The sequence below is a fragment of the Rhodococcoides corynebacterioides genome, assembly GCF_019834675.1.
Lineage (GTDB): Bacteria > Actinomycetota > Actinomycetes > Mycobacteriales > Mycobacteriaceae > Rhodococcoides > Rhodococcoides corynebacterioides_A.
On sequence record NZ_JABUBU010000002.1, the window covers coordinates 166,319 to 178,887 of the forward strand.

Below are 12,569 nucleotides of genomic sequence, written 5' to 3' on the forward strand. Positions count from 1 at the left end.
CTTCGAGCCTACCGAGCGCGTCGCGGGCGGGGGTGGCAACGCGCGGTCGTACGGGGTCAGCCGGTGAGTTGGTCGACCAGTTCCGCGGCGGAATCGACGGAGTCGAGCAGCGCGCCGACGTGCGCCTTGCTCCCCCGCAGCGGCTCGAGGGTGGGAATGCGCACGAGAGAGTCGCCGCCCAGATCGAAGATGACGGAGTCCCAGCTGGCGGCGGCGATGTCGGAGCCGAAGCGCCTCAGGCACTCCCCGCGGAAGTAGGCCCGGGTGTCCGACGGCGGCGTGGAGACGGCGTCCATGACCTGCTGCTCGGTGACCAGGCGCTCCATCGACCCGCGGGCGACGAGGCGGTTGTACAGGCCCTTGTCGAGCCGGACGTCCGAGTACTGCAGGTCGACCAGGTGCAGGCGGGGTGCCGACCAGCCGAGACCCTCGCGCGTGCGGAACCCCTCGAGCAGACGCAGTTTCGCCGGCCAGTCGAGCAGGGTCGCGCACTCCATCGGGTCGCGCTCGAGCTTGTCGAGGATCATCGCCCACTTCTCGACGACGTCGTCCGCGCGCGGATCCCGCTCGCCGCGGCTGTCGAGGTGGCGCGAGACGCGCTCGAGGTAGATGCGCTGCAGGGCCAACGCCGTGAGTTCGCGGCCGTCGGCCAATGCCACCGTGGTGCGCAGGGTCGGGTCGTGGCTGATGCGGTGGACGGCCGTGACGGGCCGGGCGAGCTGCAGATCCGTCAGGTCGACCCCCGCCTCGATGACGTCGAGGACCAGTGCGGTCGTCCCGACCTTGAGGTAGGTGGCCATCTCGGCGAGGTTCGCGTCGCCGATGATGACGTGCAGGCGGCGGTACTTGTCGGCGTCCGCGTGCGGCTCGTCGCGAGTGTTGATGATGCCGCGCTTGAGCGTCGTCTCGAGCCCGACCTCGACCTCGATGTAGTCCGCGCGTTGCGAGAGCTGGAACCCCGGCTCGTCACCGGACTGTCCGAGGCCCACTCGGCCGGATCCGGTGAACACCTGACGCGAGGCGAAGAACGGCGACAGCCCCGCCACGATGGCCGAGAACGGCGTCTCGCGGGACATGAGGTAGTTCTCGTGGGTGCCGTAGGAGGCGCCCTTGCCGTCGACGTTGTTCTTGTACAGCTGCAGGCGGGGTGCTCCGGGCACCGACGACGCGTGCCGGGCGGCGGCCTCCATGACGCGCTCGCCCGCCTTGTCCCAGATCACCGCGTCGAGCGGGTCGCGGACCTCCGGAGCGGAGTACTCCGGATGCGCGTGGTCGACGTAGAGCCGGGCGCCGTTGGTGAGGATCATGTTGGCCGCACCGACTTCGTCGGCGTCGATCACCGGGGCCGGCCCGCTGAAGCGACCGAGATCGAACCCGCGGGCGTCGCGCAGGGGCGATTCCACCTCGTAGTCCCACCGGGTCCGCTTGGCGCGGGGCACGCCGGCCGCCGCGGCGTAGGCCAGCACCGCCTGCGTGGACGTGAGGATCGGGTTGGCGGTCGGCTCGGTGGGTGAGGAGATTCCGTACTCGACCTCGACACCGATGATGCGCTCCATGATTCGAGCCTAGGCCAGGAGCGCGGACGAGCCCCCGCGAGCGGGTGCTCGCGGGGGCTCGGCCGGTCGGACCGGTGTCCGGTCAGAGGTACTGGCCGGTGTTCGACTCCGTGTCGATGGACCGGCTCGTGCTCGCGTTCTTGCCGGTGACCAGGGTGCGGATGTAGACGATGCGCTCGCCCTTCTTGCCGGAGATGCGCGCCCAGTCGTCCGGGTTGGTGGTGTTGGGCAGGTCCTCGTTCTCCGCGAACTCGTCGACGATCGAGTCGAAGAGATGTTGGACACTCAGGCCCTTGGTACCGGTGTCGAGCACCGACTTGATCGCGTACTTCTTGGCCCGGTCGACGATGTTCTGGATCATCGCGCCCGAGTTGAAGTCCTTGAAGTACAGCACTTCCTTGTCACCGTTGGCGTAGGTGACCTCGAGGAAGCGGTTGTCGTCGCTCTCGGCGTACATGCGCTCGACGACCCGCTCGATCATCGCCCGGATGCAGGCAGCGCGATCGCCGCCGAACTCGGCGAGATCGTCCGCCGCGACGGGCAGCGACTCGTCGAGGTACTTCGAGAAGATGTCCAGCGCCGACTCGGCGTCGGGGCGCTCGATCTTGATCTTCACGTCCAGGCGGCCGGGCCGCAGGATGGCCGGGTCGATCATGTCCTCGCGGTTGGAGGCACCGATGACGATGACGTTCTCGAGGCCCTCCACGCCGTCGATCTCGGCGAGCAGCTGCGGCACCACCGTGGTCTCGACGTCGGACGACACGCCCGACCCGCGGGTGCGGAAGATGGAGTCCATCTCGTCGAAGAACACGATCACCGGCGTACCCTCGGACGCCTTCTCGCGCGCCCGCTGGAAGATGAGCCGGATGTGGCGCTCGGTCTCGCCGACGAACTTGTTGAGCAGCTCCGGGCCCTTGATGTTGAGGAAGAACGACTTGGCCTCGCGGGCGTCCTCGCCCTTGGCCTCCGCGATCTTCTTGGCCAGCGAATTGGCGACGGCCTTGGCGATCAACGTCTTTCCGCAGCCCGGCGGACCGTAGAGCAGCACACCCTTGGGCGGACGCAGCGAGTACTCGCGGAAGAGGTCCTTGTGCAGGAAGGGCAGCTCCACCGCGTCGCGGATCTGCTCGATCTGCCGGCCCAAGCCGCCGATGTCCTCGTAGCCGACGTCCGGCACCTCCTCGAGGACCAGGTCCTCGACCTCGGCCTTCGGGATGCGCTCGAAGGCGTAGCCGGCCTTGGTGTCGACCAGTAGGGAATCGCCGGGGCGCAGCCGCCGCGACGGCCCGTCCGGATCCTCCGGCGACTCGTCGTCGGCCATCTCCTGCAGCGGCGTCGCGAGCCACACGACGCGCTCCTCGTCGGCGTGGCCGACCACCAGGGCGCGCCGGCCGTCGTCGAGCACCTCCCGCAGCGCCGAGATCTCCCCGACGCGCTCGAATTCGCACGCCTCGACGATGGTGAGGGCCTCGTTCAGCCGCACCGTCTGGCCGGGGCGCAGCGCCTCGACGTCGATGTTGGGCGAGCACGAGAGCCGCATCTTGCGGCCCGAGGTGAAGACGTCGACGTTGCCGTCGTCGAACACGTGGACCAGAACGCCGTAGCCGCTGGGCGGGGCGCCGAGTCGATCGACCTCCTCGCGCAGGGCGATCAGTTGCTGACGCGCTTCCTTGAGCGTCTCGAGCAGCTTGCCGTTACGCACCGACAGCGTCTCGATCTTGTTCTCGAGGTCCCGCACCTCGGCGGACGGCAGCGTGCCCCCACGCGATGCCGCGAGCTGACGACGAAGGGCAGCGGCTTCCGCGCGCAGCGACTCGAGTTCCGCCGCCAGTGCGGATTGGTCCGAGTGATCAGTAGGGCTCATGCAGGACTCCTCCCGAAACGTATCGATCAACGCTACCGCCAGATACGGATACGTGCGGGACGTCGAGGTCAGCGGCCGGGAGTCGCCGCGTCGGTCAGCTGGGCGTGTTGCCCGTCTTGCCCGCGCGGCGTTGCGGTTTCGGGGTCACCGTGCCCTCGGCGAGGCGGCGGGCCGAGACGAGGAACGCGGTGTGGCCCTGCATGCGATGTTCCGGGCGGACGGACAGTTCCACGACGTGCCAGCCGCGCACCATCGACTCCCAGGAGCGCGGCTCGGTCCAGCACTCCTGCGCGCGCAACGCCTCGACGACCTTCGACAGCTGCGTCGTGGTGGCGACGTACACGATCAGGACGCCGCCGGGGACGATGGCGTTCGACACCGCCGGCAGGGCGTCCCAGGGCGCGAGCATGTCGAGGACCACGCGGTCCACGAGACCGCCGTGCCGTGCGACGTCGAACGCCGCGACGTCGTCGATCACCAGATCCCAGTTGGGCGGACGCGTCCCGAAGAAGGTCTCGACGTTGCGGACGGCGTGCTCGGCGTGGTCGTCGCGCACCTCGTACGACACGACCTGCCCCGACTCCCCCACCGCCCGCAGCAGCGAGCACGTCAGAGCGCCGGATCCGGCACCGGCCTCGAGGACCCGGGCGCCGGGGAAGACGTCGCCCTCGTGGACGATCTGCGCGGCGTCCTTGGGGTAGATGACCTGCGCGCCGCGGGGCATGGAGAGCACATAGTCCACGAGCAGCGGGCGCAGGGCGAGGTAGGGGGTGCCGTTGGTGGACGTGACCACCGACCCCTCGTCGGCGCCGAGCAGATCCTGGTGCCGAATACCGCCGCGGTGGGTGTGGAACTCCTTGCCCTCCTCGAGCACCACCGTGTAGTGGCGGCCCTTCGCGTCGGTGAGCTGGACCCGGTCGCCTACCCGGAAGGGTCCGCTCCGTCTCGGTGCGGACTCGGTGCCGGTGGGCTCCACGGTGGGGGGTTCCTCTCGAACGGGGGTCTCGGGACGCGCGACGCGCCCCGAGAACTGTAGGGCAGGTGCCCGAGCTTGTCGGTGGTCGGGCTTAGTGTCGTGAGCCGTGAGCATCTCCACCGAGCCCCGGGTGCGGCGCCGTCCGGCGCTGTCGCCGTCCCGCGCCGCCGATTACAAGCAGTGTCCGCTGCTCTACCGGTTCCGTGCCATCGATCGCATCCCGGCGCCCCCGTCCAAGGCGCAACTGCGCGGCACGCTCGTCCACCGCGTGCTCGAGAACCTCTTCGGGTTACCGGCGGCGGATCGGGTGACGGAGCGCGCGGTCGCGTTGATCGACCAGTCGTGGGACGAGGTGAAGGCCGAGCGCGAGTTCGCCGGTGACGTGGTGGCCGAGCACGAGGTCGAGAAGTTCCTGGCGGAGGCGCAGGCCCTGGTGGCCGGGTACTACGCGCTGGAGGATCCCACCCGCTTCGAGCCGGAGTCCTGCGAGCAGTCGGTCGAGACCGAGCTGGCCGACGGTGTGGTGCTGCGCGGCATCGTCGACCGCATCGACGTCGCGCCCAGCGGTGCCGTGCGGGTGGTCGACTACAAGACGGGCCGCGCCCCGCGCGAGCTGGCCGAGCCGAAGTCCCTGTTTCAGATGAAGTTCTACGCCCTCGTGCTGCTGCGCACCCGCGGGGTGGTGCCGGCGCAGCTCAAGTTGATCTTCCTCGCGGACGGTCAGGAGCTCACCTACACGCCCGACGCCGACGAGCTCGTCCGGTTCGAGCGGACGTTGACGGCCATCTGGGCGGCCATCCGCACCGCCGGGGAGACCGGCGATTTCCGGCCGCGAAAGAGCCGGTTGTGTTCGTGGTGCGACTACCAGGCGCTGTGCCCGTCCTTCGGGGGCACCCCACCCGAGTACCCGGGGTGGCCCGGCGCGGAGGCGACGTCGTGACCGCCCTCTTCGTGCCGATCGCGGCGCGGCGGGAGGGCGTCGAGAGCGTCCGGGCGACCGCGTTCACCACCAGCGTGTGGGCGGAGACCATGCAGCACGGCGCTCCCCCGTCCGCACTGCTCGCCCGCGCGCTCGAGCAGTGCGCGCCGCAGGAGGGCAGCCGACTCGCCCGGGTCACCATGGAGATCCTGGGACCGATCCCGGTGGGCGAGCTCGACGTGCGCGCCCGGGTGGAGCGGCCCGGTCGCCGCGTGTCCATGCTGTCCGCGGAACTGGTCGCCGACGGCCCCGGCGGCCGCCCCCGCACGGTCGCACGCGCCACCGGATGGCGCATCGCGACGTCCGACACGGCCGACATCGCCCACGACGTCGACGCTCCGCTACGTCCCGGTCCGCACGAGAGCGAGTCCCGCTGGGTGTTCCCCGAGCACTGGCACGGCGGGTTCCTCGACAGCCTCGACTTCCGCGGCGGCGAGTCCGCCGGCGAGAACGGTCCCGGGTCGGTGTGGGCTCGGCCGAAACACCCTGTGGTGCAGGGTGAGTCGACGTCACCGATCGTGCGACTGTTCGCGGTCGCGGACATCGCCAACGGCGTCGCCGCGCGCATCGATCCCACCCGTCACACGTTCCTCAACACCGACCTGACGGTCGAGATCGTGCGCGTGCCGCGCGGCGAGTGGGTCGGGGTGCAGGCGAGCACCGCGCTGAGCGACGACGGCGTGGGGCTGTGCTCGGCCGTCCTGCACGACGAGCACGGTCCCGTCGGGCGGTCCTTCCAGACGCTCGAGGTCCGCGCGCGGGGTTAGAACGCCCGGCAGGACCGGATGTCCGACGCCAGAATCGCTTTCGCGCCCAGGTCGGCCAGACGGTCCATCACCGCGTTGTGGCCCTTGCGCGGCACCATGGCCCGGATGGCCACCCAGGCCTCGTCGGCCAGCGGCGACAGCGTGGGCGACTCGAGCCCCGGCGTGATCTCGACCGCCTGGTCGAGCAGCGTGCGCGGGCAGTCGTAGTCCAGCATCAGGTACTGCTGGGCGAACACCACGCCCTGGACGCGGGCGATCAGCTGGTTGCGGGCACGGTCGTCGGCATCGGACCCCTCGCGCTCGATGAGCACACCCTCGGAGTCGCACAACGATTCGCCGAACGCCACCAGATCGTGTTGGCGCAGGGTGCGTCCGGAGCCGACGACGTCGGCGATGGCGTCGGCCACGCCGAGCTGGATGGAGATCTCCACCGCGCCGTCGAGGCGGATGACGGTGGCCTCGAGGCCGCGTCGGGCGAGGTCGGCGCGCACCAGGTTGGGGTACGACGTGGCGATGCGGAGCCCGGCGAGATCCTCCGGGGACCACTCGCGGCCGGCGGGGGCGGCGTAGCGGAACGTGCTGGAGCCGAAGCCCAGCGCCAGGCGCTCGGCCACCGGCGCACCGGAGTCGAGTGCGAGGTCACGGCCGGTGATGCCGAGGTCCAACTCCCCCGACCCGACGTAGATGGCGATGTCCTTGGGGCGGAGGAAGAAGAACTCGACGTTGTTGGCGGGGTCGAGCACCGTGAGATCACGGGAATCGGTACGGCGGCGGTATCCGGCCTCGGTGAGGATCTCCGCGGCGAGTTCGGACAGGGCGCCCTTGTTGGGAACGGCGACACGCAACATGGTTCGGCTTTCGGGAGTCGGTGAGAAGGAGGGGCGACGGCGGGCGTCACAGATGTCGGTAGACGTCCTCGAGCGAGATGTTCCGGCCCACCATGAGCACCTGCACCCAGTAGAGAAGCTGCGAGATCTCCTCGGCCAGGGCCTCGTCGGACTCGTGTTCCGCGGCGATCCAGACCTCGCCGGCCTCCTCCAGAACCTTCTTGCCCTGCGCATGCACACCCGCGTCCAACGCGGCCACCGTGCCCGACCCCTCGGGACGAGTGGCGGCACGGTCGGTGAGCTCGGCGAACAGGGATTCGAAGTTCTTCACGGGGCCTGATTGTTCCACGCCGCAGCGACGCGACGTGCAGCGGTCAGGGTCGCCGCGTCGCGACGTCCCGGAGCTCGTCGACGGTGACCCCCACGAGCCCGTCGCGGAACGTCCGGCCCGGTCCCGCGGGCACCGGGACCTCGCTGCCCACGACGAGCACCGCGCACCCGGCGGTGCTCGCGGCCTGCGTTCCCGTGGGCGAGTCCTCGACGGCGACGCAGGACGCCGGGTCGACCCCGAGCAGGTGGGCCGCCCGCAGGTAGGGGTCGGGCGCCGGCTTGGCCGACGCGACCTCGTCGCCGCAGACCGTGGCGTCGAAGCGGTGCCGGCCCAGCGTCTCCAGCGCGACCTCGGTCAACGCCCGCTCGGTGTTGGTGACCAGCGCGCAGCCCAGACCGGCGGCCTTCACCGCGTCCAGGGTCTCCGCGGCCCCGGGAAGCCAGGGCAGACCGTCGGCGAACAGCACGCGCACGCGACCGTTCAGCCACTCCGCGGCCTCGGCGAGGTTCTCCGCCGTCGCCTCCCGCCTCACGTGCGCGAACACCTTGGCGAGCGCTCCCTGCATGGAGTTGCCCAGCGTCGACTCCCGGACCTCGGGTGTCAGCTCGCGGCCGAGCCGCGCGGAGAGCTCGTAGACGGCGACGTCCCACAGCCGCTCCGAGTCGAGCAACGTGCCGTCCATGTCGAACAGGACGGCCTGGAGTTCAGACATCGAAGGTCTCACACATTGAAGTACTTGGCCTCCGGGTGGTGGAGCACGAACGCGTCGGTCGACTGCTCCGGGTGCAGCTGCAGCTCCTCCGACAGGTCGACGCCGATGCGCTGCGGCTCGAGCAGCGAGACGAGCTTGATGCGGTCCTCGAGGTCGGGGCAGGCACCGTAGCCGAAGGAGTACCGCGCGCCGCGGTACTCCAGCTTGAAGTAGCCCTCGACCTCGTCGGGATCCTGGTCGACCAGCGAGCGGCCGCTCGGGAGCACGAGCTCCTCGCGGACGCGGCGGTGCCAGTACTCCGCCAGCGCCTCGGTCAGCTGGACGCCGATACCGTGCACCTCGAGGTAGTCGCGGTAGGCGTCGGCCGCGAAGAGCTCGTTGGCGAAGTCCGCGATGGGCTGGCCCATGGTCACCAGGTTCATCGGCAGGACGTCGACCACCCCGGTCTCGCGCGCGAGCTCCCGCGATCGGACGAAGTCCGCGATGCACAGGAACCGCCCGCGGTCCTGGCGCGGGAAGGTGAACCGAACCCGTTCCGGCGCATCGGGTTCCGGGGACTCGAGCACCACCAGATCGTCGCCCTCGGAGACCGCCGGGAAGTACCCGTAGACCAGGGCGGCGTGGGCGAGAATGCCGTCGGTGCTGAGCCGGTCGAGCCAGTACCGCAGCCGCGGCCGACCCTCGGTCTCCACCAGGTCCTCGTAGGTCGGGCCGTCGCCGGCGCGCGCGCCGCGCAGCCCCCACTGGCCGAGGAACAGGGCGCGCTCGTCCAGCAGTCCCGAGTACTCGGCCAGGGCGATGCCCTTGACGATGCGGCTGCCCCAGAACGGCGGCGTCGGCAGTTCCTTCTCCACCGCGACGTCCGACCGCGCCGGGATCTCCACCGCGACCTCGGCGGCCTTGCGCTTCTCGGCGATCCGGCGCGAGCGCTCGTGGCGTTCCTTGCGCTCGGCCACCTTGGCCGCCGCGGCGAGTGCCTCCGGGCTGTCGGGGGCGGGAGCGACACCGCGCTTGGTGTTCATGATGCTGTCCATGAGGCGCAGCCCCTCGAACGCGTCGCGGGCGTAGGAGACCTCGCCCTCGTAGACCTCGGCGAGGTCGTTCTCGACGTAGCTGCGGGTGAGCGCCGCGCCGCCGAGCAGCACGGGGAACTGCTCCGCGACACCCTTGGCGTTCAGCTCGAGGAGATTCTCCTTCATCACCACGGTGGACTTCACCAGCAGTCCGGACATGCCGATGACGTCGGCCCGCTTGTCCACCGCGGCGTCGAGGATGGCCTGGATGGGCTGCTTGATGCCGAGGTTGACCACCTCGTAGCCGTTGTTGCTGAGGATGATGTCGACGAGGTTCTTGCCGATGTCGTGCACGTCGCCCTTGACGGTGGCCAGGACGATGCGACCCTTGCCGTCCTCGTCGCTCGCCTCCATGTGCGGCTCGAGGTGTGCGACAGCGGCTTTCATCACCTCGGCGGACTGCAGCACGAACGGCAGCTGCATCTGACCCGAGCCGAAGAGCTCGCCGACCGTCTTCATGCCGGACAGCAGGGTCTCGTTGATGATGGCCAGCGGCGGCGTGGTCTGCATCGCCTCGTCGAGGTCGTCGCCCAGACCGGCGCGCTCCCCGTCGACGATGCGCCGCTCGAGCCGCTCGAACAGCGGCAGACCGGCGAGTTCCTGCGCCCGCGATTCGCGCGCCGACGCGGCGGAGACACCCTCGAAGAGCGCCATGAGCGCCTGCAGGGGGTCGTACCCGTCCCGCCGACGGTCGTAGACGAGATCGAGCGCCACCTGACGCTGCTCCTCCGGAATCCGCGCCATCGGCAGGATCTTCGACGCGTGGACGATGGCGGTGTCGAGGCCGGCCTCGGTGCACTCGTGGAGGAACACCGAGTTGAGGACCTGTCGCGCAGCCGGATTCAAGCCGAACGAGATGTTGGAGATGCCCAGCGTGAAGTGCAGCTCGGGATGCCGCTCGTGCAGCGTGCGAATGGCCTCGATCGTCTCGATGCCGTCCCGGCGCACCTCCTCCTGCCCGGTCGAGATGGGGAAGGTCAGCGCGTCGATGATGATGTCGGACTTCGGCACACCCCAGTTCTCGGTGATGTCGGTGATCAGGCGTTCCGCGATGCGCACCTTCCACTCCGCGGTCCGCGCCTGGCCCTCCTCGTCGATCGTGAGGGCGACCACGGCGGCGCCGTGACGGGTGACCAGCTGCATGATGCGCTCGAAGCGCGAACCCGGCCCGTCACCGTCCTCGTAGTTCACCGAGTTGACCGCGCAGCGGCCGCCCAGGTGTTCGAGACCGGCCTCGAGCACCGCCGGCTCGGTGGAGTCGAGCATGATCGGCAGCGTCGAGGACGTGGCGAACCGGGACGCGAGTGCCGCCATGTCCGCCGCGCCGTCGCGGCCCACGTAGTCGACGTTGAGATCGAGCATGTGGGCGCCGTCGCGGGTCTGATCCTTCGCGATGTCGATGCACTTCTGGTAGTCCTCGGCGATCATCGCCTCGCGGAACGCCTTGGAGCCGTTGGTGTTGGTGCGCTCACCGATCATGAGCACCGAGGAGTCCTGATCGAACGGCACCGCCGCGTAGAGGGACGACACGCCGTTCTCCGGCGCCGGAGTGCGGGTGCCGCGCGGGACCTCGTGCACCGCGTCGGCGACCTGGCGGATGTGCTCCGGGGTGGTGCCGCAGCAGCCACCCACCAGCGCCAGGCCGTAGTCGGTGACGAACCCGCGCAGGGCCTCGGCCAGCTCGTCGGGCGCCAGGGGGTACTCCGCGCCGTTCGGCCCGAGCTGCGGCAGACCGGCGTTCGGCATGACCGACACCGGCACCGTGGCGTGCTTGCTCAGGTGGCGCAGATGCTCGCTCATCTCCGCCGGGCCGGTGGCGCAGTTCAGCCCGATCATGTCGACCCCGAGCGGCTCGATGGCCGTCAGCGCGGCGCCGATCTCACTGCCGAGGAGCATGGTGCCGGTGGTCTCGACCGTGACGTGGGTGATGATCGGGATCCGCACGCCCAGCTGTTCCATGGCGGCCTGCGACCCGAGGATCGCCGCTTTGACCTGCAGCAGGTCCTGGCAGGTCTCGATCAGCACGGCGTCGGCGCCGCCGTCGATCATGCCCAGCGCGGCCTCGGCGTACGCGTCCCGCAGCGCCCGGAACGGCGCGTGCCCCAGCGTCGGGAGCTTGGTGCCCGGCCCGAGCGAGCCGAGGACGAACCGGCCCATGCCGTCGCGGCCGGGCCCCATCTCGTCCGCGACCTCGCGGGCGAGAGCCGTCCCCTTGTAGGAGAGCTCGCGAATCCGGTCCGCGATGTCGTAGTCGGCGAGGTTGGGCAGGTTGCACCCGAAGGTGTTGGTCTCCACCGCGTCCGCACCGGCCTCGAAGTACTCGCGGTGGATCGCGCGAAGCACGTCGGGACGCGTGTCGTTGAGGATCTCGTTGCAGCCCTCTAGCCCGCGGAAGTCGTCCAGCGTGAGATCCGCCGCCTGCAGCATGGTGCCCATGGCCCCGTCGCCGATGACAACGCGCTGGTTCAGCGCATCGAGCAGGCGTGAGCGGAAGTCGGCAGGCATGCCTCAAGCCTAGTGGGCGACCACGACACATCGGCGCGGGAGAGGGGGGTCGTAGGCTGGGTGGGTGATCGAGCCATTCGAGCCCTCGGGCGACCGCGAGACGGACGACGGTGACGACCGGGCCGTGCCGACGCTGCGCGACCCCGTCATGGTCGCGGCGTTCGAGGGGTGGAACGACGCGGGTGACGCGGCCAGCGGAGCCGTCGAACATCTCGAACTGATCTGGGACGCGACGCCCCTGGCCGAGCTCGATTCCGAGGACTACTACGACTACCAGGTGAACCGGCCGACGGTGCGCCAGGTCGACGGCGTCACGCGGGAGATCGAGTGGCCCTCGACCCGGCTGTCGCTGTGCTCGCCGCCCGGCAGCGACCGCGACGTGGTGTTGCTGCGCGGAATCGAGCCGAACATGCGGTGGCGCAGCTTCTGCGACGACCTGCTCGACTTCGTCGAGGAACTCGGGGTGCGGACCGTCGTCATCCTGGGCGCGCTGCTGGCCGACACGCCCCACACGCGCCCCGTTCCGGTGACCGGCACGGCCTACAGCACCGACGCCGCCGAGCAGTTCAACCTCGAACAGACGCGGTACGAGGGCCCGACGGGCATCACCGGCGTGCTGCAGGATCAGTGCGTCCGTGCCGGTGTCCCGGCGGTGTCGCTGTGGGCGGCGGTGCCGCACTACGTCTCGCAGCCGCCGAACCCCAAGGCGACGGTGGCGCTGCTCCAGCGCGTCGAGGACGTCCTCGACATCGAGGTCCCGCTGGGCGAGCTCCCGACGCAGGCGGAGGACTGGGAACAGCAGGTCACCGAGATGACCGAGGACGACGAGGAGATCGCCGAGTACGTCCGCTCGCTCGAGGAGCGCGGCGACGCCGAGGTCGACATGAACGAGGCGGTCGCGAAGGTCGACGGCGACGCGCTCGCGGCGGAGTTCGAGCGGTACCTGCGCCGACGCGGTCCGGGCCGGTTCGGCGCGTGA

The 12,569-nt window shown here is 70.1% G+C and carries 10 protein-coding genes; 3 read left to right on the top strand and 7 right to left on the bottom strand.

All coding sequences use genetic code 11. The features are described 5' to 3' along the window. Positions 1-56: 56 nt before the first annotated feature. The 3 genes from dop to HQ603_RS05130 form a co-directional block, all read right to left on the bottom strand. Positions 57-1,556 (bottom strand): depupylase/deamidase Dop, encoded by a 1,500-nt coding sequence (dop, locus tag HQ603_RS05120; RefSeq protein ID WP_222683481.1) that lies wholly within the window; start codon positions 1,554-1,556, stop codon positions 57-59. 82 nt (positions 1,557-1,638) lie between these two features. After that, positions 1,639-3,420: a proteasome ATPase gene (gene arc, locus HQ603_RS05125; protein ID WP_222683482.1), complete on the bottom strand. Its 1,782-nt coding sequence runs from the start codon at positions 3,418-3,420 to the stop codon at positions 1,639-1,641. 94 nt (positions 3,421-3,514) lie between these two features. Beyond that, positions 3,515-4,396 carry a tRNA (adenine-N1)-methyltransferase gene (locus HQ603_RS05130; RefSeq protein WP_308126368.1) on the bottom strand — a complete coding sequence of 294 codons (882 nt, stop codon included), beginning with the start codon at positions 4,394-4,396 and terminating at the stop codon, positions 3,515-3,517. A 112-nt stretch (positions 4,397-4,508) separates the two neighbouring features. Here HQ603_RS05130 and HQ603_RS05135 point away from each other — a divergent pair, with 112 nt between their 5' ends. Continuing rightward, the gene (locus HQ603_RS05135) at positions 4,509-5,336 is read left to right on the top strand and encodes a RecB family exonuclease (protein WP_371830974.1); all 828 of its coding nucleotides are present in this window, start codon (positions 4,509-4,511) and stop codon (positions 5,334-5,336) included. Then, entirely contained in the window at positions 5,333-6,142 is an 810-nt protein-coding gene (locus HQ603_RS05140; RefSeq protein ID WP_308126369.1) for a thioesterase family protein, read from the top strand. The genes HQ603_RS05135 and HQ603_RS05140 overlap by 4 nt, the downstream gene beginning before the upstream one ends. On the opposite strand, the gene hisG is transcribed toward HQ603_RS05140, so the two are convergent. From hisG to metH, 4 genes are read right to left on the bottom strand one after another with little or no spacing between them, the layout of a single operon-like run. Continuing rightward, positions 6,139-6,990: an ATP phosphoribosyltransferase gene (gene hisG / locus HQ603_RS05145; protein ID WP_222683486.1), complete on the bottom strand. Its 852-nt coding sequence runs from the start codon at positions 6,988-6,990 to the stop codon at positions 6,139-6,141. The genes HQ603_RS05140 and hisG overlap by 4 nt on opposite strands. Positions 6,991-7,036: 46 nt before the next feature. After that, on the bottom strand, positions 7,037-7,300 hold the full coding sequence (locus HQ603_RS05150; protein WP_222683487.1) for a phosphoribosyl-ATP diphosphatase: 264 nt from the start codon (positions 7,298-7,300) through the stop codon (positions 7,037-7,039). 43 nt (positions 7,301-7,343) lie between these two features. Next, positions 7,344-8,012, bottom strand: coding sequence for an HAD family hydrolase (locus tag HQ603_RS05155; protein WP_222683488.1), 669 nt, complete (start codon positions 8,010-8,012; stop codon positions 7,344-7,346). A gap of 8 nt (positions 8,013-8,020) precedes the next feature. Beyond that, positions 8,021-11,590 (bottom strand): methionine synthase, encoded by a 3,570-nt coding sequence (gene metH, locus HQ603_RS05160; protein WP_222683489.1) that lies wholly within the window; start codon positions 11,588-11,590, stop codon positions 8,021-8,023. A gap of 148 nt (positions 11,591-11,738) precedes the next feature. On the opposite strand from metH, the gene HQ603_RS05165 reads away from it, so the two are divergent. Further along, the gene (locus tag HQ603_RS05165) at positions 11,739-12,569 is read left to right on the top strand and encodes a PAC2 family protein (protein WP_222683712.1); all 831 of its coding nucleotides are present in this window, start codon (positions 11,739-11,741) and stop codon (positions 12,567-12,569) included.

Excerpts from the sequence above, each read along its gene's own strand:
- dop (WP_222683481.1), bottom strand. The coding sequence starts at position 1,556 with ATGGAGCGCATCATCGGTGTCGAGGTCGAGTACGGAATCTCCTCACCC.
- metH (WP_222683489.1), bottom strand. The coding sequence starts at position 11,590 with ATGCCTGCCGACTTCCGCTCACGCCTGCTCGATGCGCTGAACCAGCGC.
- HQ603_RS05165 (WP_222683712.1), top strand. The coding sequence starts at position 11,739 with ATGGTCGCGGCGTTCGAGGGGTGGAACGACGCGGGTGACGCGGCCAGC.
- arc (WP_222683482.1), bottom strand. The coding sequence starts at position 3,420 with ATGAGCCCTACTGATCACTCGGACCAATCCGCACTGGCGGCGGAACTC.
- HQ603_RS05155 (WP_222683488.1), bottom strand. The coding sequence starts at position 8,012 with ATGTCTGAACTCCAGGCCGTCCTGTTCGACATGGACGGCACGTTGCTC.
- hisG (WP_222683486.1), bottom strand. The coding sequence starts at position 6,990 with ATGTTGCGTGTCGCCGTTCCCAACAAGGGCGCCCTGTCCGAACTCGCC.